13 protein-coding genes are annotated in these 23498 nt (G+C 70.3%); 8 read left to right on the top strand and 5 right to left on the bottom strand.

Annotated features, from left to right (window positions below):
- The first annotated feature begins 6 nt into the window (after positions 1-6).
- From N7640_RS11830 to N7640_RS11800, 7 genes are all read left to right on the top strand, one after another.
- On the top strand, positions 7-1047 hold the full coding sequence (locus N7640_RS11830) for a FecR domain-containing protein (protein ID WP_279904442.1): 1041 nt from the start codon (positions 7-9) through the stop codon (positions 1045-1047).
- 155 nt (positions 1048-1202) lie between these two features.
- The gene (locus N7640_RS11825) at positions 1203-3710 is read left to right on the top strand and encodes a TonB-dependent siderophore receptor (RefSeq protein ID WP_279904441.1); all 2508 of its coding nucleotides are present in this window, start codon (positions 1203-1205) and stop codon (positions 3708-3710) included.
- 8 nt (positions 3711-3718) lie between these two features.
- Positions 3719-3994, top strand: coding sequence for a hypothetical protein (locus tag N7640_RS11820; protein ID WP_279904440.1), 276 nt, complete (start codon positions 3719-3721; stop codon positions 3992-3994).
- The gene (locus N7640_RS11815; protein ID WP_279904439.1) at positions 3985-4278 is read left to right on the top strand and encodes a hypothetical protein; all 294 of its coding nucleotides are present in this window, start codon (positions 3985-3987) and stop codon (positions 4276-4278) included. Before N7640_RS11820 ends, N7640_RS11815 begins: the two co-directional genes overlap by 10 nt.
- A gap of 15 nt (positions 4279-4293) precedes the next feature.
- Positions 4294-5946: a PepSY-associated TM helix domain-containing protein gene (locus tag N7640_RS11810; RefSeq protein ID WP_279904438.1), complete on the top strand. Its 1653-nt coding sequence runs from the start codon at positions 4294-4296 to the stop codon at positions 5944-5946.
- Positions 5947-5996: 50 nt separating this feature from the next.
- Positions 5997-6281 carry a hypothetical protein gene (locus N7640_RS11805; protein WP_279904437.1) on the top strand — a complete coding sequence of 95 codons (285 nt, stop codon included), beginning with the start codon at positions 5997-5999 and terminating at the stop codon, positions 6279-6281.
- On the top strand, positions 6259-6459 hold the full coding sequence (locus tag N7640_RS11800) for a hypothetical protein (RefSeq protein WP_220814464.1): 201 nt from the start codon (positions 6259-6261) through the stop codon (positions 6457-6459). The genes N7640_RS11805 and N7640_RS11800 overlap by 23 nt, the downstream gene beginning before the upstream one ends.
- Before the next feature lie 75 nt (positions 6460-6534).
- On the opposite strand, the gene N7640_RS11795 is transcribed toward N7640_RS11800, so the two are convergent.
- From N7640_RS11795 to N7640_RS11775, 5 genes are all read right to left on the bottom strand, one after another.
- The gene (locus tag N7640_RS11795; protein WP_279904436.1) at positions 6535-6735 is read right to left on the bottom strand and encodes a hypothetical protein; all 201 of its coding nucleotides are present in this window, start codon (positions 6733-6735) and stop codon (positions 6535-6537) included.
- Between the two features lie 85 nt (positions 6736-6820).
- Positions 6821-7048, bottom strand: coding sequence for a hypothetical protein (locus tag N7640_RS11790; RefSeq protein WP_220814462.1), 228 nt, complete (start codon positions 7046-7048; stop codon positions 6821-6823).
- A 161-nt stretch (positions 7049-7209) separates the two neighbouring features.
- Entirely contained in the window at positions 7210-8796 is a 1587-nt protein-coding gene (locus tag N7640_RS11785; RefSeq protein WP_279904435.1) for a sensor domain-containing diguanylate cyclase, read from the bottom strand.
- Between the two features lie 117 nt (positions 8797-8913).
- The gene (locus N7640_RS11780) at positions 8914-9642 is read right to left on the bottom strand and encodes a 4'-phosphopantetheinyl transferase superfamily protein (protein ID WP_279904434.1); all 729 of its coding nucleotides are present in this window, start codon (positions 9640-9642) and stop codon (positions 8914-8916) included.
- Between the two features lie 26 nt (positions 9643-9668).
- Positions 9669-10211 (bottom strand): RNA polymerase factor sigma-70, encoded by a 543-nt coding sequence (locus N7640_RS11775; RefSeq protein WP_279904433.1) that lies wholly within the window; start codon positions 10209-10211, stop codon positions 9669-9671.
- A gap of 339 nt (positions 10212-10550) precedes the next feature.
- Between N7640_RS11775 and N7640_RS11770 the strand changes: the two genes are divergently transcribed.
- Positions 10551-23498 (top strand): non-ribosomal peptide synthase/polyketide synthase (locus tag N7640_RS11770; protein WP_279906198.1); only part of this gene is annotated, 12948 nt, incomplete at its 3' end.

Raw genomic sequence — 23498 nt, 5'->3', positions numbered from 1 at the left:
CACGAGATGACCGCAGAAAGCGCGCCGGCCGTTGCCGGCAACGAGTCGCCCATCGCCGACGGCATCGTCGAACGGGCGATGGGCTGGTACGTGCTGCTGGCATCCGGCGAGGTAAACGCCGCCGAGCGTGCTGATTTCGAGCGCTGGCTGGCGGTCGATCCGGAGCATGGGCGCGCCTGGCGGCGGCTGCAGGGTATCGGCGGGCGGCTGCAGGGCAGCGTCGCCCATGTCGAGCCGCCGGTGGCGCGCTCCACCCTGGCGCGGGCGAATGCCCTCGTGCTGTCGCGCCGCCGCGCACTCAAGCTGCTGGCTCTGACCGGTACCGGTGGCGCCGCGCTGTACCTGTCCCAGCCGTTGTCCTGGCGGTACGAGCTGTCGGCGGCGCTGGCCGACCAGCGCACCGCCAGTGGCGAGCGCCGCCGGCTGGTGCTGCCGGATGGCACCCTGTTGGAGCTCAATACCGCCACCGCCGTGGATGTCCGTTTCGATGAGCAGCAGCGCAGCGTGGTGCTGCATGGTGGGGAGATCCTGGTCGGCACTGCGCACGACCCCCTGGGCCGGCCTTTCACCGTGGTCACCCCGGAGGGCCGGCTGGTTCCGGTGGGTACGCGCTTCGTGGTGCGTCGCGACGATGCTCCGACCCGCGCCTCGGGCGTCACCCGGCTGGCGGTGACCGAGGGCATGGTGCAGATCCATCCCGCCGACGGAGCGGGGGAAACGCCGGTGCTGGTCAAGGCCTCGGAGCAGGCCTATTTCAGCCGCCACCAGGTGACCGCGGTGCAGCCGCTGCGCGAGGCCGGCCTGGCCTGGACGGAAGGCGTGCTGGTCGCCGAGGGCATGCCGCTGGGCGACTTCATCGCCGAGCTGAGCCGCTACCACCGCGGCCGTCTGCGCTGCGAGGCCGAAGTGGCGCACCTGCGCATCACCGGCACCTGGCCGCTGGCGGCCGATTCGCCGAGCGAGGCCATCCTGGCGTCGCTGGAGCGCCAGTTGCCGGTGCGCGTGCGCCGTTTCACGCGCTACTGGGTCACCGTCGCCGCGCGTTGAGCGAGGCTAGGAAAAATATTTTCCGGCCGGCGGCAGATTTTTCCATCTCGTGCGGCATTGCCGTGAAGCCACGCCCTGGGACCGGTTCCCGGCGGCCATCGCCGCGCGCGGCTTCATTCATCAACCGCATACGTATCAGATGGAGCCAGCACGTCATGGCGAAGCGCAGTCCCTTCCCGCCTTCCTTCCTCCAGTCTCGCCAAGAGGCCGGAACCGCCCGCCGGGGCTTCGCCCTGAAGCCGCTCGCCCTGGCCGTGGTCGTCGTGGGCCTGCCGGTGGCGGCCGGACTGCCGTCGGCCACAGCCCAGGCCGCGGATGAGCGGGCCGCCGAGGCCCGGCGCAGCTTCGACATTCCCGCCGGCCCGCTGGACCAGGCGCTGAGCCGCCTCGGCCGCCAGGCGAACGTGCAGATCGTGGTCAACGCGGCGCTGACCCAGGGTGTGCAGAGCCCCGGCGTGCAGGGCTACTACTCGGTCAGCGAGGGCCTGCAGCGGCTGCTGGCGGGCACCGGGCTGCAGGCCGTCCGCGACGCCGGTGGCGAATTCACCCTGCGGCCGCTGCCCCAGGACCAGGCGGACGGCTCGCTGACCCTGCCGTCGCTCGCCGTGACGGGCGCCTTGGAAAGCGCCACCGGGCCGGTGGATGGCTATGTCGCGCGGCGCAGCGCCACGGCTACCAAGACCAACGCGGCGATCATCGAGACGCCCCAGTCGATCTCGGTGGTGACCCGCGACCAGATGGACGTGCAGGGCGCGCAGACGGTGTCCGAGGCGCTGCGCTACACCGCCGGCGTGCTGACCGGCACCGGCGGCGGCCAGACCCGCTTCGACACCGTGTTCATCCGCGGCTTCGGCGGCCTGTCCAACGCCTCCAACTTCACCAAGTACGTCGACGGCCTGGGCTGGCCGCACATCGCCCGCACCTCGGTGCAGATGGACCCCTATGCGCTGGAGCGGGTCGAGGTGCTGCGCGGGCCGTCCTCGGTGCTGTACGGCCAGGCCGACCCGGGTGGCTTCGTCAACATGGTCAGCAAGCGCCCGACCGATGAGGCCTTCGGCGAGCTGATGGTACAGCTCGCCAACCACAGCGGTCGCGCCATCGGCCTGGACCTGGGCGGGCCGGTGGATGCCCAGGGCGCGCTGAGCTACCGCCTGACCGGCCTCGCCCGCGACTCCCAGACCGGCGTGGATTACCAGAAGGACGAGCGCCAGCTCATCGCGCCCTCCCTGCGCTGGGCGCTGAGCGAGGACACCTCGCTGACCCTGCAGGCGTTCTACCAGCACGATCCGGAACAGCCCGACACCAGCTTCGTGCCGCCGGCCTTCGCCGGCGTCGGCCCGGTGCGCAGCCCCTATGGCAAGCTGCCGATCGACTACTTCCAGGGCGACCCCAACTGGAACCGCTTCACGCGCACGATGAAGACCGTCGGCTGGGAGTTCGAACACACCTTCGACGAGGTCTGGAGCTTCCGCCAGAAGGTGCGCTACGGCGAGTTCGAGAGCGATACCCGGCAGCTCAACAACGGTACTCCGGCGCCGAACTTCATGACCCTGCCGCGCACCGCTTCGCGCAACACCGCGGACGTGCAGACCCTGGCGGCGGACCACCAGCTCCAGGCACAGTTCGACACCGGCCCTATCGAGCACACCGTGCTGGTGGGCGCCGACTGGCGCGACTCCGACTTCCTGGCCAAGGCGGGCAGCGGCCCGGCGCCCACCCGGGAGAACGTCTACGAGCCGGTGTACGGCCTTCCGGTCACCCCGGTGCGACTGAGCACGCGCACCGACAGCGACGCCCAGCAGCTCGGCCTGTACCTGCAGGACCAGCTGCGCCTGGACCGCTGGGTGTTTCTGGCCGGCCTGCGCGAGGACCGCGCGGAGTCCAGCACCTACAACACCAATCTGGTGACCGGCGTGCGCGGCGCGAAGACGGAGCAGTCCGACCGCGCCACCACCGGCCGCCTGGGCGTCGTCTACCTGATGGACAACGGTTTCGCCCCGTACGCGAGCTACACCACCTCGTTCGAACCTGTGGTCGGCGCTGACCGCCAGGGCGGGGCGTTCGAGCCGACCGAGGGGCGGCAGAAGGAGATCGGCATCCGCTGGCAGCCGGAGGAGGGCAGGACCATGGTCACGCTCTCCGCCTACGAGCTGACCAAGCGCAACGTGCTGACGCCCGACCCGGTGGCGCCGACCCTGTACCAGGTGCAGACGGGCGAGATCCGCTCGCGCGGCTTCGAGGTCGAGGGCAAGGTCGAGCTGATGGCCGGCCTCAACCTGCTGGCGAGCTACTCGCGCAGCGAGGTCGAGATCACCAAGGACACGGTCGAGGCCAAGGTCGGCAAGCGCCCCCTGGCCGTGCCCGAGCGGCTGTCCTCGGCATGGCTCGACTACAACCTGGCCGCCCATGGCCTGCCGGGGCTCACGGTCGGCGCCGGCGTTCGCCATGTCAGCTCGTCGTTCGGCGACGAGTACGAGACGCTGAAGGTGCCGAGCTACACCCTGTACGACGCCATGGCCCGCTACGACTTCGATAGCGACTGGTCGCTGACCCTCAACGCGAAGAACCTGGAGGACCGGCAGTACGCCGCCGCCTGCGCCTACGGCACCTGCTGGCAGGGCATGGGGCGCTCGCTACAGGCGACCCTGAAGTACCGCTGGTGAGCTCGGCGATGCTGACCCTGCTCGCCCTGGCGCTGACGATGGGCGGTGCCTTGGTCGCCTACCTGGCCGCGCCACGTCAGCAATGGCTGTCGAAGCCATGGCCGGCCAGGCCGGCGCGTATCGCCGCTGCCCTCATGGAGGCAGCGGCGCTCGCCCTGTGGCTGCAGCTGCTGGAAGTGTCGACGGCCATCTTCACCCTGCTGACGCTGCTGATGGCCTGCTTCGTGGCGCTGCCGTTCATGGCGGTGCTGCGCGAGATTCTGGGAGGCCGGTCATGGCGGTAGCACGGCGCAGACCAACGGCGATCCGTCGCGACTGGTGGAGCAAGACGCTGGCCGGCTTGCTGCTCGGGCTCGGGCTGGCGTTCGCCGGCTCGGGGCTGTTCGCCTTCCTCACCAGCGGTGGCCCGGCGGCGCCGAACAAGTTCCAGGTGACCATGTGGCTGGTGGCGCCGTTGTGGATGGCGCTGCTGTCCACCTGTTTCCTCTTCCGCAGTGGCCGGCACGCCTGGCTGTGGCTGGGCGGCGCCAACGTCCTGGCCTGGGTAGCGCTGTATGCCTGTCACTGAGTCCGAATTCCGAGCATGAATACCGACATCGTCCGCATCTACAAGGAAGTCCATACCTGGACCGGCATCCTGGCCGGCCTGGCCCTGTTCATCGCCTTCTACGCCGGCGCCATCACCATGTTCAAGGAGCCGCTCGCCCGCTGGGCCGCCGCGCCCGGGGCGGGGGCGGCGCAGGTGAGCCTGGAGCGCGCGCCCGAGCTGATCGCCCGTACCCTGGAGGCCCGCCCGGACGTGGCCGGCCAGTTCACCCTGGTGCTGCAGGACCACGAGGCGATTCCCGCCCGGCTGGTCTGGTTCCAGCGGGCGGCAGAGGGCGCTCCGCGCGAGCGTGGCGAGATCCCCGGGGTCTGGTCGGCCAGCCTGGACGGCGAAGACCGGCTGCAGCTGCGCCAGGAGTCGCCGTCGATGCTGGCCGAGCTGGTCGACATCCTGCACAGGACCGCCGGCGTGCCGGGCGACATCGACATCGGCATGGGGTTCATGGGCGTGGTCAGCATGCTGTATGCCGTGGCCCTGGTGTCCGGGGTCATCGTGCTGCTGCCGACGCTGGTCAAGGATTTCTTCGCCGTGCGCCTGGGCCGCAACCTCAAGCGCATGTGGCTGGACGCGCACAACGTGGTGGGCATCGTGAGTCTGCCGTTCCACCTGATCATGGCGCTCTCCGGCGTGGTGTTCGGCCTGCACGACCTGTTCTACGACACCCAGGACAAGGTCATCTACGAGGAGCGGCTGCCGGAGCTGTTCCGCGCCCACAGCCCGTTCGTGCCGCCCGCCGCCAGCGGCGACGGGACGGCGATGCTGGAACCGGACCGCCTGCTGGCGCGGGTGCGCGAGCTCAATCCCGCCTTCGAGCCTACGGCGATGACCTACCAGAACGCGGGCGACGCGGCTGCCAGCGTGCTGGTGCGGGGCACCGAGCCGGGCTACCTGCTGCGCACCCAGGGCTACCTGCTGCTCGGCGCCGTGGATGGGCGGGTGCTCAACAGCTACTACTTCCCCGGCGAGCGCAACAGCTGGACGGCGCTGGCGAGCAGCTTCTTCAGCCTGCACTTCGGCAGCTACGGCGGCGAGCCGGTGCGCTGGAGCTACTTCTTCCTCGGCCTGGCGGGGGCCTTCCTGTTCTACTCCGGCAACCTGCTGTGGATCGAGTCGCGCCGCCGCGCCGAGCGGCGGGGTGGCGGGCCGGTGCAGCAGCGCCGTTCCACCCGGCTGCTGGCCGCCGGCACGGTGGGCGTGTGCCTGGGCTGCATCGCCGGCATCTCGGCCACCATCGTGGCGGCCAAGTGGCTGCACGGGCGGGTGGAGGCGCCGGTGGTCTGGCACATGGGCATCTACTACGCCGTCTTCCTGGGCAGCCTGGCCTGGGCCTTCGCCCGGGGCGGGGCGAGGGCGTCGGTGCATCTGCTGTGGCTGGCCTCGGCGGCGACCCTGGCGATCCCCGCGACGACCCTGCTGGCCTGGGGAGTGCCCGCGCTCGGGCTGTGGGGGAACACCAGCGCCGCCGCCCTCGGCGTGGACATCACGGCCCTGGCCGGCGCCCTGTGCTTCGCCTGGATGGCGCGGGGCACGGCCCGGCGCGTCGATTCCGGGCCGGCGGATAGCGTCTGGTCCGGAGGCGTGGCCGGCAGGGGCCGCGCCGACGAACAGCCGGTAAACACTGTGAATTGATCCTCCGTCCCGTGGCTCCAAACTGTCGAGCTTACGGAGATGGGTGAGTCATGAGGATCGAATCTGAAGAAGAAGCTGCCGCCTGGGACCAGTACGCAGCCTCCGCCCTGGTTGCTTTCGGGGCGGTCGATGTTGCCGTTGCTGTTCGGGAAATCACGTACACACCCCTGACCATCGGCCCGCCCATGTCGGCGGGCCAGATCGCATCGGTCGCCGCGGGGATCGCCGATGCGCTCATGGTCGAGCGGCGCCGGCGCATCGCCGGGCCGAACCCGCCCATCCACCCCGAGACGTCCGTGAAGGAGGTGCGCCATGGCACTTCATCAAGCCTGTGACGTGCAGGCCCTGCGCGACCAGCGCAACGAGGCCCAGGCCGAACTCGAACGCTACCTGCTGGAGCAGTATCCGATCGACTCCGAGGAGAAGACCCTGGGCGTCGCCATGCGCGCGCGGGCGGTGACCGAGATCGAGGAGGAAATGCGCCGCCAGGTGATCGGGCCTGGCGCCGAATAGGGTTTCTGCGGCCCGGCTTGAGGGGCTTGGCTCGCCGAGGCCCTGCGGAAGCGGGCCTGGTTCACGGACCCGGGGTCAGTCCGGGGTGTTCAGCGGATCGCCTTCGTTCGATCGGCTGCGCGGCTGTTCCCCCGGAATGTCCTCGTCGGGTTGTTCCTGGTCCTGGCGCCGATCCGGCTCCGCCGGATAGACGCCGGGCTCGACCGGCGGCTCGGGCGTCTGCGGGTCCTGCGGATCGGGGTTGTCCTGGGGGTTGGCATGGTTGTTCGCGTTCATACGTCACCTCACATGAGGCCGGCTGGCCTGTATGGGTTGGAGGAGACGCGGAGGCCGGCCGTTCAACCAATCGCGCGGTCGGGCCTCAGGCCCGCTGCGCGGCTTTCAGGGTATCGATGTCGAGGATTTCCAGCTTGCAGTGGTCCAGCCACTCGACCGCCGAGAGATTGCCCAGTGGCAGAGGCGGCCGGTCTTCGTAGGCATCCCGCACCACTCGCTCGGCGAGGCCCCTGTAGTCGGGAAGCTTGAGCGCATGCGCCGCGACCTTTTTGATGAGGCCTTCTGCCGTCCGGTAGGTGATCATCCAGTCCATCGCGTTTTCCTCTCACATCTGGGGCAAGGAATAGGGTCGTGAGCGCTATGGCGAGGGCCATGTCCGCGCCTGCAGGGGGACTTGTCGAAAAAGGTCATCAACCGCTGCTGATGCACTGAGCGAGCGCAGCGGGCGGAAGTTCAACCTTTTCGCCGCGGCGGCTAGGAGATCACCGTCTCGGCCTGGTCGACCCGCACGCAGTTGCGTCCGGCGGCCTTGGCGGCGTAGAGCTGTTCGTCGGCCGACTTCAGTACCAGGCTGGGGCTCGGGCCTCCGGGGATCCAGGCGGCGACCCCGAGCGAGATGGTGATGTGCCCGGCAGGCGGGATATCGGCCTGTTCCACCGTATGCCTCAGCCGTTCGGCCACCGCCGTGGCGGCCAGGGTATTGGTGCCGGGCAGCAGCATCAGGAACTCCTCGCCGCCGGTGCGGCAGAGAATGTCGTTCTCCCGCGAGCAGCCGCGCATGAGCTCGGCCACGTTGTTGATCACCTTGTCGCCCACGTCATGGCCATGGGTATCGTTCACCCGCTTGAAGTGATCGATATCGAGGGTGATCACCGAGAACGCCCGGTTCTCGGCCTGCCAGAGGGAGAGCATGAACTCCAGCCCGCGACGGTTGTGCAGGCCCGTGAGCGGGTCGGTCTGGACGGCGTGGTTGAGCTTGCCGATGCGCTCGTGCAGCAGGTTGAGGCCGAGCACCAGGGCGCGCTTGAGGGCCGCCGCCTCGAAGTACCAGGCGCGCACGTTCCTGATGCTGTCGGCCGTCCCCGGGTCCGCCATGTCGCGCGCGCCGGCCGAGAGCTGCCAGAGCGGGCGGGCGATCACGCGCGCCAGCCACCAGATGAGCACGAAGCTGAGCAGGGCCATCGGTGCGGTGGTGAGAATTACCTTGATCATGAGTTCGTCGATCGAGGCGATCGTCGTCTCGGTCGGCCGCTGGGCGACGATGCCCCAGCGGGTGGTGGGCACTACGGCGAAGCCCGCCAGCATGTCCACGCCCTGGCTGTTGACCACGCGCTGGGTGCCCGAGTCCTCCTTCGGGAAGCGGTCGACCAGCGTGTTGTTGGTGACGATGGTGCCGATCCGATCCTGGTCGGGGTGATAGAGCAGCCGGCGACTGCTGTCGACCACGTACAGGTAGGAGCCGTCCTTGTAGTAGTGCTCGCCGAGCAGCTCGTTGAGGATGCTCCTGCGCTTCAGGTAGAAGGAGCCGCCGACGAAGCCCAGGTACTCGCCGTCGGCGGCGAAGACAGGCTGGGAGACCACCACCACGAGGTTGTTGGCGGCCGACATGTAGGGTCGTGAAATGGTCGCCTTGCGGGTACGCATCGCCTCCTTGACGCCTTCGGTGGAGAGCGTCTGGCCCACCAGGTGGAGGCTGGCCGGCGAGGCCGCGAGCACCGTGCCGCGGTTGCTGACGACGAACACCGAGTTGAAGCTGGCCGTCTGTTCGAGCAGCCGCTCGGCTTCGTCGTGCAGGAAGTCGGCATCGTCGAACCGGCGGCTCTGCAGCTTGGCGCTGTAGGCCAGTTGCTGGAGCGAGGCCTGCAGGAAGGCGTCGGTGCTGGAGGCCAGCTTGGCCGCGTAGACGTGGTTGGCTTCCAGCGCATTGTCGATGAGCAGCTCCCGTTGCACGCGGTAGCTGGCGAAGAAGCTGTTGATCAGCATCACCAGTGCGGTCAGGGCGGACAAGACAAGGATGAGGTTGCCCAGATCGAACTGCAGGCGTTTCTTCGTGAGCGGCAAGGTGATTCCCGGTTTCTCTGACGGCTACTCCGTTAACACTACTACTTTTCCTCGGCGGAGGGGCTTCGCGAAGGTAGCGGATCGTCGGCGCAAACCAGGCGTGGCGGGCATTCCGGGTCAGCAGGGAGCGAGTTCGAGGGCTCCCTGCGGATTGGCGATGGCCACGTAACTGAGCAGATCGTCTTCGATCATGCAGAAACGGCCGTCGATCTCGGTGTTCTCCGGGAATCGTTCGTCGAGCTGGCACAGCAGCCGCAGTCTCGCCTGACCGTCCGCCGACCAGGCGAGCAGTTCGGCATGCTCGAAATAGAACTGGCGGCCGGTCAGCGGGTGGAGCGCCTTGTACAGGCTTTCCTTGAGCGAGAAGATGAGGGTGAGCAGGTGGGCGCGCTGGTCACTCGGCAGGCCCCGCAAGCGCTCGTGCTCGCCCTGGGTCAGCAGCTCCCCGGCGAGTTCGTCCACCAGCGCCTCGTCGATGAGGGACTCGATATCGACGCCGAGGGCCAGGTAGTCGTCGCGCCGGGCGACTATCGCCAGGGCGCGGTGACGGTTGTGGGTGATGGCGCCGCAGACGGCCTCGGGCCAGCGGGGCGCGCGATTTTCGCCTATCGGTGGGACATCCGCACTGCCGGTGAGCCGTTCCAGGGCTTCCCTGGCGCACAGCCGGCCGGCCACGAACTCGGCCTGGCGCCGGGGTACCGAGCGGCGGATGGCCGGGGGCAGGGGAATGCCGCTTCGATCGATGCAGCCGGCGCCCAGCAGGCGGTGATCGAAGCGGGTGCCCATCACCACGCAGCCGGGCAGCGAGACCCGGTGTTCCGGCCCGGGCCTTTGGCAGAATCTCACCGGCGCCTTCCGCTCGGCAGGGCGTGTCAGTCGTGGGACTGGCCCACCGTCTTGCGACAGTGCACCAGCGCATCGCGGATCATGAAATTGACCAGCGTCGGTGAAACCCCCAGCTCCTTGGCGATGTCCTTCTGCTGCACACCGTGGATGCGATACATCTCGAAGGCGTAGCGGGTTCGCTCGGGCAGCTGGTTCAGGGCGCTGTCGATGATCTCCAGGGTTTCCTGATTGAGGTTGGCGGCCTCGGGAGTCGCGTTGCCGCTGGTGGCGCGCATGCCTTCCTCCTCGCTGCCGATGTAGCGTTGTTCCATCGCCTGCTTGCGATAGTGATCGATGGCCAGGTTGCGCACGATCCGGAAGACGTAGTTGATCTGGGCCCTGAGGGGGAGGGTGATGGCACGTCCGCCCGCCAGCCTGAGGAAGGCGTCCTGGACCACATCCTCCGCGCGGCTATGGCACCCCGTGATCCGGGCGGCCGTCTTGACCAGGATCGTGCGGTTTTCCACCAATGCCTGAAGCAGCGAAGGGGCCCCGCTGACGGAGCGCTCGACATTTCCATATTCCTGCATGGTTCTACCTATGCGACAGGGCTACTGAGAGCCGGTTAATCCTTCACAGCGCGGAGTACGGTAGACAGTGTGAGAATATGTGTCAAACGCGAATGATAATAATTTTAAATTAGATGGATATAACCCGAAGGGCCTGAGCTAGAGCCAAGACGTGGTCGCACGACCGCTCAGCCAAGTAGGAACGAATCTGTTTGCAGAATATTTACCCCCACCTCGTTTTCTTCGTTTCCGACCCTCGCCGCCGTCACTAATTTTCTCCCCCGACGATCCGTCATCGCTCCATGGCCTCGGGATGCCCCCGACGCGAGCCCCGCCCAGATTGAGTCGAAAGGTGCAGAGATGACGGATACCTTCCAACGCCCCGTTTCCATGGCCGATGCGCTGATGACCCGGGCCGCCGCCGAGCCGGACCGGCTGGCACTGCGCTTTCTCGGCAGCGACGGGGAGGAGGTGCTGAGCTACCGGCAGCTGGACGGCCGGGTGCGGGTCATCGCGGCCGCGCTGTCGCAGCGGGTGGCGCCCGGCGAGCGGGCGGTCCTGCTGTTTCCCAGCGGGCCGGACTACGTCGCGGCGTTCTTCGCCTGTCTCTACGCCGGGGTGATCGCGGTGCCGGCCTACCCGCCGGAGAGCAACCAGGAACAGCACCTGCGGCGGCTGGTGTCGATCGTCGCCGACGCGGAGCCGGGGCTGATCCTCACCACCGGCAAGCTCGCCGGCTCCCTGGGCCGGCTCGGCGCGTCCTTCGGCGGCGCCATGCCGGAGCTGCTGGCGGTGGACGAGCTGGAAGCAACCCTGGGCGAGGGCTGGCAGGCGCCTGCCGTCGCGCCCGAGGCCATCGCCTTCCTGCAGTACACCTCCGGCTCCACTGCCGCGCCGAAGGGCGTGCAGGTCAGCCATGCCAACCTGGCGGCCAACGAATGGCTGATCCGCCAGGGCTACGGCATCGGCGCCGACGACGTGATCGTCAGCTGGCTGCCGCTGTACCACGACATGGGTCTGATCGGCGGGCTGCTGCAGGGCATCTACAGCGGCGTGCCGGTGGTGCTGATGTCACCGCAGTACTTCCTCGAGCGGCCGGTGCGCTGGCTGGAGGCGGTCAGCCGCTACCGGGGCACCATCAGCGGCGGGCCGGACTTCGCCTACCGGCTGTGCCACGAGCGCATCGCCGAGGGCAAGCTGGCCGGCCTGGACCTGTCCCACTGGCGGGTGGCCTTCTCCGGTTCCGAGCCGATCCGCCAGGACAGTCTTGACGCCTTCGCCGAGCGATTCGCCCCCTGCGGTTTCCGGCCCGGCGCGTACCTGGCCAGCTATGGGCTGGCCGAGGCGACCCTGTTCGTCACCGGCGGCCGGCCGGGCCAGGGCATCCCGGGCCTGCGGGTCGATGCCGCCGCGCTGGCGGCGAACCGCTTCGCGCCGGGTGAGGACGCGACCCTGATGAGCTGCGGCTGGGAACAGCCCGAGCATCCGCTGCTGATCGTCGATCCGCAGAGCGGCGAGGCGCTGGCCGACGGCCTGGTCGGCGAGGTCTGGTCGAGCGGGCCGAGCGTCGCCCGGGGCTACTGGCGCAACCCGCAGGCGAGCGCGAACACCTTCGTCGAGCGCGACGGCCGCACCTGGCTGCGCACCGGCGACCTGGGCTTCCGCCACCAGGGCGAGCTGTTCGTCACCGGCCGGCTCAAGGACATGCTGATCGTCCGCGGCCAGAACCTCTATCCCCAGGATATCGAGCGCACGGTGGAGGAGCGCATCGGCGAGGCACGCCGCGGGCGCGTGGCGGCCTTCGCGGTGAGCCACGAGGGCCGCGAGGCGCTCGGCGTGGCCGCGGAGATCAGCCGGCGCACCGCCCGGCAGGTGCCCGCCGAGGAACTGATCGGACGTATCCGCCAGGCGGTGGCCGAGGTACATCACGAGGCGCCAGCGCTGGTGCTGCTGCTGGAGCCCGGCGCCCTGCCGAAGACCTCCAGCGGCAAGCTGCAGCGTTCTGCCTGCCGGCAGCGCTACGAGGCGGGCGAACTGGCGCTGGTCGCCGACTTCCGCGAGGGGCAGACGGCACAACCGGCCGCCAGCGAGGCGCAGCTGCCGCTCGACGAGCGTGTCGCCGCGCTCTGGCGCGAAGTACTCAGGACCGAACGCCTGGACCTCGACGCGAATTTCTTCGCCCTTGGCGGCAACTCCGTGCAGGCCATCCAGATGATCGCTGAGCTGCGCGACGTCACCGGCCTCGACCTGGAACTTCGCACCTTGTACGACGCGCCGACGCTGCGCGGCTTCTGTGAGCGGTTGGCGGCCGGTGGCGAGGCGGGCGACGGCATTCCGCGCCTGGCCGAGGGCCGCGCCCTGTTGCAGTCACCGGCCCAGAACCGCCTGTGGTTCCTCTCCCGCCTGGAGCCGGACAGCGTCGCCTACAACATCCCCGGCGGCCTGCGCCTGCGCGGCGAGCTGGACGAGCAGGCGCTGCAGCGCAGCTTCGCCAGCCTGGTCGAGCGCCACGAGTCGCTGCGCACCACCTTCCACGAGGAAGACGGCGTAGGCTTCCAGCGTATCGGCGCCGTGGGCGACTGGACCCTGCTGCGCGACGATCTCTCCGCGCTGCCGGAGGCGCAGCGCGAGGCGCGGGCGAGGGCGATCCGCGAGGAGGAGGCGCGCTTCCGTTTCGACCTGGAGCACGGCCCGCTGCTGCGCGTGCGCCTGGTCAGCCTGGACGAGCAGGACCACCTGCTGCTGGTGACCCTGCACCACATCGTTGCCGACGGCTGGTCGCTGGGCCTGCTGCTCGACGAGTTCGCCCGGCTCTACGCCGCCCATGTCCAGGGCCAGGCGCCGGCCCTGGCGCCGTTGCCGATCCGCTACGCCGACTACGCGGCCTGGCAGCGGGACGAGGCTGCCCGCTTCGAGGAGCAGCTGGAGTACTGGCGCGCCGAACTGGCCGACGAGCACCAGCCCCTGGCGTTGCCGCTGGACCGGCCGCACGGCGGGCGCGATTCGGCCGCCGAACGCCTCGGCCTGCGCCTGGACAAGGCCCTCGGCGAGCGCCTGCAGGCGCTGGCGCGGCACCACGAGACCACTCTGTTCGCGGTCCTGCTGGCTGCCTTCCAGACCCTTCTGCACCGCTACACCGGGCAGGCCGACATCCGCCTCGGCGTGCCCAACGCCAACCGCCCGCGCCACGAGGTGCAGGGGTTGGTCGGCTTCTTCATCAACACCCAGGTGCTGCGTGGGCGGCTGGATTCGCGGCAGACCTTCACCGAAGTGCTGGCGGCCGCGCGGCACACGGTCGAGGGTGCCCAGGCCAACCAGGACCTGCCGTTCGAGCGGGTGGTCGAGGTTATGGGCGGCGGGCCGCTGTTCGAGGTGATGTTCAACCACCAGCAGCGCGACCTGGAGTCGCTGCGCCGCCTGCCCGGCCTGCTCGCCGAGGAACTGCCCTGGCACAGCCGCGAGGCCAAGTTCGACCTGCAGCTGCACAGCGAGGAAGACCGCCAGGGGCGCATCCGCCTGGCCTTCGACTACGCCAGCGAACTGTTCGAGCGGGCCAGCGTCGAGCGCCTGGCCGCACACTTCGTGCGCCTGTTGGAGCAGGTCGGCGAGAGCCCCGAACGCGCCATCGGCGACCTGCCGTTGCTCGATGCCGACGAGCAACGGCAGCTGTGCGAGTGGGGCCGTCAGCCGGAAGAGCCGGTCGAGGCCCTGCTGCCCGACCTGCTGGCTGCCCAGGCACAGTCGACGCCGCACGCGGTCGCCCTGGTCAGTGGTGGCGTGACCCTGGACTACGCCGAGCTGGAGCGTCGCGCCAACCGCCTGGCCCATCTCCTGCGCGAGCTGGGCGTCGGGCCGGAGGTACGGGTCGGCCTGCTGGCCGGACGCGGTGTCGAGCTGATGGTGGCCCTGCTGGCCGTGATCAAGGCCGGCGGCGCCTACGTGCCGATGGACGCCGACTACCCGCGCGAACGCCTGGCCTGGATGATCGAGGACAGCGGCCTGCGCCTGCTGCTCGGCCATCAGCAGGTGCTGGACACGCTGGAGCTGCCGGCGGGCGTGACGGCCCTGGCGCTGGAGGCGCTGGACGCCGAAGGCCATCCGGACACACCGCCCGCCCTGGCGCTGGCCGCCAGCAACCTGGCCTACGTGATCTACACCTCCGGTTCCACCGGCACGCCGAAAGGCGTCGGCGTCAGCCATGGCGCGCTGAGCGAGCGGCTGCACTGGATGCGCCGCGAATACGCAGTGGGCGCCGCGGACGTGCTGCTGCAGAAGGCGCCGCTGGGCTTCGACGTGTCGGTCTGGGAATGCTTCCTGCCGTTGATCGCCGGCAGCCGCCTGGTGCTGGCGGCGGACGGCGAGCACCGCGACCCGCGCCGCCTGGTGGAGCTGGTGCAGGAACACGGCGTGACCTGCCTGCACTTCGTGCCGCCGCTGCTGCAGCTGTTCGTCGAGGAGCCGGCGGTCGGCGACTGCCACAGCCTGCGCCACCTGTTCTCCGGCGGCGAGGCACTGTCCGGCGAGCTGAGCCGGCGCGTGCGTGAGCGCCTGCCCCAGGTGGCGTTGCACAACCGCTACGGGCCGACCGAGACGGCGATCAACGTCACCCACTGGCGCTGCGACGACGAGGAGGGCGCGAGGGTACCGATCGGTCGTCCGCTGGCGGGCGTGGTCTGCGAGCTGCGCGATGGCGAACTGGCGCTGGCGCCCGCCGGCGCGGTGGCCGAGCTGTGGCTCGGCGGCAGCGGTCTGGCGCGGGGCTATCTTGGGCGTCCGGCGCTGACCGCCGAGCGCTTCGTGCCGGGCGAGGAGGGCACGCGGCTGTATCGCAGCGGCGACCTGGCGCGTTGGCGCCACGATGGGGCGCTGGAATTCCTCGGCCGCGCCGACGAGCAGGTCAAGGTGCGCGGCTTCCGTATCGAACTGGAGGAAGTCCGCGCCCACCTGTTGGCGCAACCGGCGGTCCGCCAGGCGGCGGTGCTGGTGTGCGAGGGTGCGGGCGGCGCGCAGCTGGTCGCCTACCTGACCCGCGACGGCGAGGAGGACGACGCGACCCTGGCCGAGCGGCTGAAGCGCGCCCTGGCCGAACGCCTGCCCGAGTACATGGTGCCGGCGCAGTTCGTGCGCCTCGACGCGCTGCCGCTGACGCCGAGTGGCAAGCTGGACCGCAAGGCCCTGCCGGAGCCGCGCTGGCAGGCGCGTGGCCACGTGCCGCCGCGGGACGAGCGCGAGCGCCGCCTGGCGGCGATCTGGCAGGAGGTGCTGGGCCTGCCGCGCATCGGCCTGGACGACGACTTCTTCGCCCTGGGCGGCCATTCGCTGCTGGCCACCCGCATCGTCTCGCGGGTGCGCCAGGCGTTCGACGTCGACCTGCCGCTGCGCAGCCTGTTCGAGGCCGGCCGCCTGGGTGAATTCGCCGCCGAGGTCGCCCGACTGGAAGCAGAGGGCGCGCGCGACGGCTGGGGCGTGATCGAGCGGGCGGACCGCGGCCAGCGCATCCCGCTGTCCCATTCCCAGCAGCGCATGTGGTTCCTCTGGCAGCTCGACCCGCAGAGCCCGGCCTACAACGTCGGCGGCATGGCCCGGCTGAGCGGGGTGCTGGACGTGCAGCGCTTCGAGGCGGCGCTGCAGGCGCTGATCCAGCGCCACGAGACCCTGCGCACCACCTTCCCCAGCGACGCCGGCAAGCCCTGGCAGCGCGTCGCCGAGCAGTCCGACCTGCGTATGCAGTGGCTGGACCTGTCCGCGCTGCCGGCTGGCGAGCGCCAAGCGCGCCTGCAGGCGCTGGCCGACGAGCAGGCGCACCAGCCCTTCGATCTGGAGCGCGGGCCGCTGCTGCGCGTCTGCCTGGTCAAGGCCGGCGAGCAGGAGCATTTCTTGGTGGTGACCCTGCACCACATCGTCACCGAAGGCTGGGCGATGGACGTGTTCGCCCGCGAGCTGGGGCTGCTCTACGAGGCCTTCCTCGACGAGCGCGAATCGCCCCTGCAACCCCTGCCGGTGCAGTACCTCGACTACAGCCAGTGGCAGCGCCGCTGGCTGGAGAACGGCGAACGCCAGCGCCAGCTGGACTACTGGCGTGCCCAGCTGGGTGACGAGCATCCGCTGCTGGAGCTGCCCGCCGACCGTCCGCGCCCGCCGGTGCAGAGCCATCGTGGCGAGCTGTTCCGCTTCGACCTCGACCCGGCGCTGGCCGCGCGGGTGCGCGCCTGGAACGCGGCCAACGGCCTGACCATGTTCATGACCGCCACCGCGACCCTGGCGCTGCTGCTGTACCGCTACAGCGGGCAGGGCGACCTGCGCATCGGCGCGCCGGTGGCCAACCGCATCCGCCCGGAAAGCGAAGGGCTGATCGGCGCCTTCCTCAACACCCAGGTGCTGCGCTGCCGGCTGGACGGGCAGATGAGCGTCACCGAACTGCTCGAACAGGTGCGCGACACGGTGATCGAGGGCCAGGCCCACCAGGACCTGCCGTTCGACGAACTGGTGGAGGCCCTGCAGCCGCCGCGCAGTGCAGCTCACCACCCGCTGTTCCAGGTGATGTGCAACGTGCAGCGCTGGGAATTCCAGCAGACCCGGCAGCTGGCGGGGATGACAGTCGAATACCTGGTCAACGACGCGCGGGCGACCAAGTTCGACCTCTACCTGGAAGTCACCGACCTCGACCAGCGCCTGGGATGCTGCCTGACCTACAGCTCCGACCTGTTCGACGAGCCGACCGTCGCGCGCATGGCCGGGCACTGGCAGCGCCTGCTGGCCGCCATGCTCGACGAACCGACGCGACGCCTCGCCGAACTGCCGATGCTGGCCGCCGACGAGCCGATCGTCCTGGCCGAGCCGGCTGGTGAGCATCCGCTGGACGCCTGCCTGCACGAGCTGTTCGCCCGTCAGGCGGCGGAGACCCCCAGGGCGCCGGCGCTGACCTTCGGCGAGCGGACCCTGAGCTACGCCGAACTGGACACCCAGGCCAACCGTCTGGCCCGCGTGCTGCGCGAGCGCGGCGTCGGCCCGGAAGTGCCGGTCGGCCTCGCCCTGGAGCGCTCGCCGGAGCTGGTCGTCGGCATCCTGGCGATCCTCAAGGCGGGCGGCGCCTACGTGCCGCTCGACCCGGAATACCCGCTGGAGCGCCTGCGCTACCTGATCGAGGACAGCGGCATCGCCCTGCTGCTCGGCCACGCCGCGCTGTTCGAGGCGCTCGGCGAGCTGCCGGCCGGCGTCGGCCGCTGGTGCCTGGAGGACGACCTGGCTGCGCTGGACGGCTACGCCAGCGGCGCGCTGCCGCGGATCGCCCGGCCGGACAACCTGGCCTACCTGATCTACACCTCCGGCTCCACCGGCCAGCCCAAGGGCGTGGCGGTGTCCCACGGCGAGATCGCCATGCACTGCCGGGCGGTGATCGAGCGCTTCGGCATGCGCGCCGGCGACTGCGAGCTGCACTTCTACTCGATCAACTTCGACGCGGCCACCGAGCGGCTGTTCGCGCCGCTGCTGTGCGGCGCGCGGGTGGTGCTGCGTGCGCAGGGGCAGTGGGACGCGGAGTCGATCTGCCAGCTGATCCGCGAGCAGGGCGTCACGATCCTCGGCTTCACCCCCAGCTATGGCAGCCAGCTGGCGCAGTGGCTGGGTTCCCGCGACGAGTGCCTGCCGGTGCGGTTGTGCATCACCGGCGGCGAGGCGCTGACCGGCGAGCACCTGCAGCGGATTCGCGCGGCCTTCGCGCCGCAGGCCTTCTTCAATGCCTACGGGCCGACCGAGACGGTGGTCATGCCGCTGGCCAGCCTGGCGCCGGAGCGCCTGGAAGAGGGCGCCGGCAGCGTGCCGATCGGCAGCCTGGTCGGCGCCCGCCGGGGCGCCATCCTCGACGCCGACCTGGCGCCGTTGCCTCATGGCGCCGCCGGCGAACTGTACCTGGGCGGCGCCGGCCTGGCGCGCGGCTACCACCGGCGCCCGGCGCTGACCGCCGAGCGCTTCGTGCCCGACCCGTTCGGCCCCGCCGGGGCGCGGCTGTACCGCAGTGGCGACCGGGTGCGCCTGCGCGACGACAATCAGGCCGAATATCTCGGCCGCATCGACCAGCAGGTGAAGGTGCGCGGTTTCCGCATCGAGCTGGGCGAGATCGAGGCGCGCCTGCGCGAGCACGCCGCCGTGGACGACGTGGCGGTGCTGGCCCTGGACACGCCGTCCGGCAAGCAGCTGGCCGGCTACCTGGCGACCGCCACGGCGGGGCTCGACGAGCCGGCGCGGGCGGCGCTGCGCGAGTCGATCAGGACCCATCTGCGGGCGCAACTGCCTGACTACATGGTGCCGGCGCATCTGGTGCTGCTCGACCACCTGCCGCTGACCCCCAACGGCAAGCTCGACCGCCGTGCCCTGCCGGCGCCCGACGCCGAGCAGGACCGCCAGGCCTTCCTGGCGCCGCGCAACGAGCTGGAGCGGCAGCTGGCGGCGATCTGGCAGGAGGTGCTGAACGTCCGCCAGGTCGGCCTCGGCGACAACTTCTTCGAACTGGGCGGCGACTCGATCCTGTCGATCCAGGTGGTCAGCCGCGCCCGCCAGGCGGGCATCCACTTCACCCCGCGCGACCTGTTCCTGCACCAGACGGTGCAGGCCCTCGCCGGGATCGCCAGCCGGGTCGAAGCGGTGGCGAGCGAGCAGGGTCCGCTGGCCGGCGCCACGCCGCTGACGCCGATCCAGCACTGGTTCTTCGACCAAGGCCTGGCCGCCGCGCAGCACTGGAACCAGGCGCTGCTGCTGGCGCCCAGCGTCCGCCTGGAGGCGCTTCCCCTGGAGCGGGCCCTGCAACAGCTGCACGACCATCACGATGCGTTGCGCCTGGCGTTCCGTCAGGTCGATGCCCGCTGGCAGGCCGAGTACCGCGCCGTGGGCGAGGGTGACGAAGGATTGCTGTGGCAACGGCGGGTGGACGATCTGGACGATTGCCAGGCGCTGTTCGACGAGGCCCAGCGCAGTCTCGACCTGGAGAGTGGCCCGCTGCTGCGTGCCCTGCTGGTCGAGGACGAAGGCGGGCGGCAGAAGCTGCTGCTGGCGATCCACCACCTGGCCGTGGACGGGGTGTCCTGGCGGGTGCTGCTGGAGGACCTGCAGGCCAGCTACCGGCAGCTGGCGGCCGGCCAGCCCGCAGGTCTGCCGGCTCGGACCAGCTCGCTGCGCGACTGGGCCGAACGGCTGGAGGCCTATGCCGCCAGCGAGTCCCTGCGCGAGGAGCTGGGCTGGTGGCAAGCGCATCTGGGCGAGCAGGACGGCGATCTGCCCTGCGACCGGGCTGGCTCCGAAGACCGCTACCGGGACGCCCGCAGTGTCAGTCTGCGGCTCGGCGTCGAGTACACCCGCCAGCTGCTGCAACAGGCGCCGGCGGCCTACCGCACCCGGGTGGACGAACTGCTGCTGACCGCGCTGACCCGCGTGCTGTGCCGCTGGAGCGGACGGGACCGGGTGCTGGTGCAGCTGGAAGGGCACGGCCGCGAGCCGCTGTTCGACGACATCGACCTGACTCGCACGGTGGGCTGGTTCACCAGCGCCTATCCGGTCTGCCTGCAGCCCGCCGAGGCGCTGGCGGACACCATCAAGGCGGTCAAGGAGCAACTGCGCGGCGTGCCGCACAAGGGGCTCGGCCACGGCGTGTTGCGCCACCTGGCCGATGCCGCCAGCCGCGTGGCGATGGCCGCGCTGCCGCAGGCGCGGATCACCTTCAACTACCTGGGCCAGTTCGATCAGAGCTTCGACCGCGCCGCGCTGTTCCAGCCGCTCGACGAAGCGGCCGGAGCAGCCCATGGCGAGGATGCGCCGCTGCCCAACTGGCTGTCGGTCGACGCCCAGGTCTACGGCGGCGAGCTGCGCATGCGCTGGACCTACGGCGCCGGTCGCTACGAGGAGCGGACCGTGCAGGCGCTGGCCGAAGGCTTCGTCGAGGAGCTGCAACGGCTGATCGAGCACTGCCTGGACGAGGACGCGGGCGGGCCGACGCCTTCCGACTTCCCGCTGGCGCAGCTCACCCAGGCCCAGCTCGACGCGCTGCCGGTGGCGGGCGGTCTGATCGACGACATCTACCCGCTGACCCCGATGCAGGAGGGCCTGCTGCTGCACACCCTGCTGGAGCCGGGCACCGGCATCTACTACATGCAGGACCGCTACCGGATCGACAGCGAGCTCGACCTGCAGCGCTTCTGCCGCGCCTGGCAGGCCGTGGTGGCGCGCCACGAGGCGCTGCGCGCGTCGTTCACCTGGGACGCCGGCGAGACCATGCTGCAGGTCATCCACAAACCGGGTGCTGCGCGCATCGAATACCTGGACTGGAGCGCGCTACCCGAGGACGGCCACGAGGAGCGCCTGCAGGCCCTGCACAAGCGCGAGCGCGAGGCGGGCTTCGAGCTGCTGCGCGAGCCGCCGTTCCACCTGCGGCTGGTCCGCCTGGGCGAGGCGCGCTACTGGTTCATGATGAGCAACCACCACATCCTCATCGACGCCTGGTGCCGCGGCCTGCTGATGGGCGACTTCCTGGAGATCTACGCCGCCCTGGGCGAGAACCGCGAGCCGGTGCTGCCCTCCGCGCCGCGATACCGCGACTACATCGCCTGGCTGCAGCGCCAGGACCTGGACGCGGCACACCGCTGGTGGCGCGACAACCTGAGCGGCTTCGAGCGGCCGACCTACATCCCCAGCGACCGTCCGCTGCTGCGCGAGCACACCGGCGGCATGCGTGTCGGCGACCGCCACGCGCGGCTGGACGCCGCCGACGGCGTGCGCCTGCGCGAACTCGCCCAGCGCCACCAGCTGACCGTCAACACCTTCGCCCAGGCGGCCTGGGCGCTGGTGCTGCACCGCTACAGCGGCGAACGTGACCTGGCCTTCGGCGTCACCGTGGCCGGGCGCCCGGTGAGCATGCCGGAGATGCAGGGCACCGTGGGCCTGTTCATCAACAGCATCCCGCTGCGCCTGAGCCTGCCGCAGCCGGGCGAGCGGCGCAGCGTGCGCGACTGGCTGCGCGAACTGCTGGAGCGCAACCTGGAGCTGCGTGAGTACGAGTACCTGCCGCTGGTGGACATCCAGGAGTGCAGCGAGCTGCCCAAGGGCCAGCCGCTGTTCGACAGCCTGTTCGTCTACGAGAACGCGCCGGTGGACAGCGCGGTGCTGGACCGCGCCCAGGGCCTCAATGCCAGCTCCGAGTCGGGGCGTACCCACACCAACTTCCCGCTCACTGTGGTCTGCTATCCGGGTGACGAACTGGGGCTGCACCTGTCCTTCGATCAGCGCTACTTCGACGCGCCGACCATCGAGCGTCTGCTCGGCGACTTCAAGCGTCTGCTGCTGGCCCTGGCCGATGGCATCCATGGCGACATGGCCGAGCTGCCGCTGCTGGGTGAGGACGAGCGCGCCTTCCTGACCGAGGGCTGCAACCACAGCGACCGCGACTATCCGCTGGAGCAGGGCTATGCGCGGCTGTTCGAGGCGCGGGTGGCGGCGCATCCCGAGCGGATCGCCGGCCGCTGCCAGGATGAGCAATGGAGCTATGCTGAGCTGAACGCCCGCGCCAACCGCCTGGGCCACGCCCTGCGCAACGAGGGCGTGGGGCTCGACCAGCCGGTGGCGCTGCTGGCCGAACGTGGCCTGGACCTGCTCGGCATGATGGTCGGCAGCTTCAAGGCCGGCGCCGGCTACCTGCCGCTCGACCCTGCCCATCCGGCCCAGCGCCTGATCCGCATCCTCGAACTCAGCCGCGCCCCGGTGCTGGTGTGCTCGGCGGACTGCCGCGCGCAGGCGGTCGAGCTGCTGGATGAGCTGGCCTGCCAGGGCCGCCCGCGCCTGCTGGTGTGGGACGAGGTGCAGGCGGGCGACTGGCCGGCGGAAAACCCGGGAGTCTACGCCGGGCCGGACAATCTCGCCTACGTTATCTACACCTCCGGCTCCACCGGCCTGCCCAAGGGCGTGATGGTCGAGCAGGCCGGGATGCTCAACAACCAGCTGTCCAAGGTGCCGTACCTGGGCCTGGACGAGCGCGATACGGTCGCCCAGACCGCTTCGCAGAGTTTCGACATCTCGGTCTGGCAGTTCCTCGCCGCGCCGCTGTTCGGCGGCCGGGTGGAGATCGCGCCGAACGCCATCGCCCACGATCCGGGCGCCTTGCTGGCCCTGGTGCGCGAGCGCGGCGTCACGGTGCTGGAAAGCGTGCCGTCGCTGATCCAGGGCATGCTCGCCGAGGAGCGGGGAGGGCTCGGCGCGCTGCGCTGGCTGCTGCCCACCGGCGAGGCGATGCCGCCAGAGCTGGCCCGCCAGTGGCTGGGGCGCTATCCGGGCGTGGGGCTGGTCAATGCCTACGGGCCGGCGGAGTGTTCGGACGACGTGGCCTTCTTCAACGTCGACATGGCGTCCACCGCCGGCAGCTACCTGCCCATCGGCAGCCCCACCGACAACAACCGCCTGTACCTGTTGGACGAGGCACTGGAGCTGGCGCCGGTCGGCGCGGTGGGCGAACTGTGCATCGCCGGCACTGGCGTCGGTCGCGGCTATGTCGGTGACCCGCTGCGCACCGCCCAGGCATTCCTGCCCAATCCCTTCGCCCGCGAGCCCGGCGAGCGCCTGTACCGCAGCGGCGACCTGGCGCGGCGGCGCGCCGACGGTGTGCTGGAGTACGTCGGGCGCATCGATCACCAGGTGAAGATTCGCGGCTTCCGTATCGAGCTGGGCGAGATCGAGGCGCGCCTGCACGAGCAGGCTGACGTCCGCGAGGCGGCCGTGGCGGTGCAGGAAGGGCCGAACGGCAAGTACCTGGTCGGTTATCTGGTGGCGAGCGATCCGCGGATTCTCGACGCCTCCCCGGTCACCGCGCCGGTGGAGCAGGGCGAGCTGTTCGAGCGCGTCAAGCAGCATCTGCGCACTGCGCTGCCGGACTACATGGTGCCGCTGCACTGGCTGCTGCTGGAGGCCCTGCCGCGCAGCGCCAACGGCAAGCTCGACCGGCGTGCACTGCCCGCCCTGGAGATCGGCCAGCTGCGCGGGCAGGCCTACCAGGCGCCGCGCAACGAACTGGAGCAGACCCTGGCGGACATCTGGGCGGACGTGCTCAAGGTGGAGCGGGTCGGCGTGCACGACAACTTCTTCGAGCTGGGCGGGCACTCCCTGCTGGCCACCCAGATCGCCTCGCGGGTGCAGAAGGCGCTGCAGCGCAACGTACCGCTGCGGGCGATGTTCGAGTGCAGCACGGTGGGCGAGCTGGCCGGCTACATCGAGTCGCTGGAGGGCGCGGCCCTCACCGAGCAGAAGGCCAGCCGCCTCGACGACCTGATGTCGCGC

Source organism: Pseudomonas sp. GD04015, assembly GCF_029837675.1.
Classification (GTDB): Bacteria; Pseudomonadota; Gammaproteobacteria; order Pseudomonadales; family Pseudomonadaceae; genus Aquipseudomonas; species Aquipseudomonas paralcaligenes.
Note: the sequence above shows the minus strand (reverse complement) of the source record. Positions and strands in the feature narration are given on the sequence as shown.

Coding starts and splice junctions, on each gene's coding strand:
- N7640_RS11830 (WP_279904442.1), top strand. CDS start 7: ATGACCGCAGAAAGCGCGCCGGCCGTTGCCGGCAACGAGTCGCCCATC.
- N7640_RS11825 (WP_279904441.1), top strand. CDS start 1,203: ATGGCGAAGCGCAGTCCCTTCCCGCCTTCCTTCCTCCAGTCTCGCCAA.
- N7640_RS11820 (WP_279904440.1), top strand. CDS start 3,719: ATGCTGACCCTGCTCGCCCTGGCGCTGACGATGGGCGGTGCCTTGGTC.
- N7640_RS11815 (WP_279904439.1), top strand. CDS start 3,985: ATGGCGGTAGCACGGCGCAGACCAACGGCGATCCGTCGCGACTGGTGG.
- N7640_RS11810 (WP_279904438.1), top strand. CDS start 4,294: ATGAATACCGACATCGTCCGCATCTACAAGGAAGTCCATACCTGGACC.
- N7640_RS11805 (WP_279904437.1), top strand. CDS start 5,997: ATGAGGATCGAATCTGAAGAAGAAGCTGCCGCCTGGGACCAGTACGCA.
- N7640_RS11800 (WP_220814464.1), top strand. CDS start 6,259: ATGGCACTTCATCAAGCCTGTGACGTGCAGGCCCTGCGCGACCAGCGC.
- N7640_RS11795 (WP_279904436.1), bottom strand. CDS start 6,735: ATGAACGCGAACAACCATGCCAACCCCCAGGACAACCCCGATCCGCAG.
- N7640_RS11790 (WP_220814462.1), bottom strand. CDS start 7,048: ATGGACTGGATGATCACCTACCGGACGGCAGAAGGCCTCATCAAAAAG.
- N7640_RS11775 (WP_279904433.1), bottom strand. CDS start 10,211: ATGCAGGAATATGGAAATGTCGAGCGCTCCGTCAGCGGGGCCCCTTCG.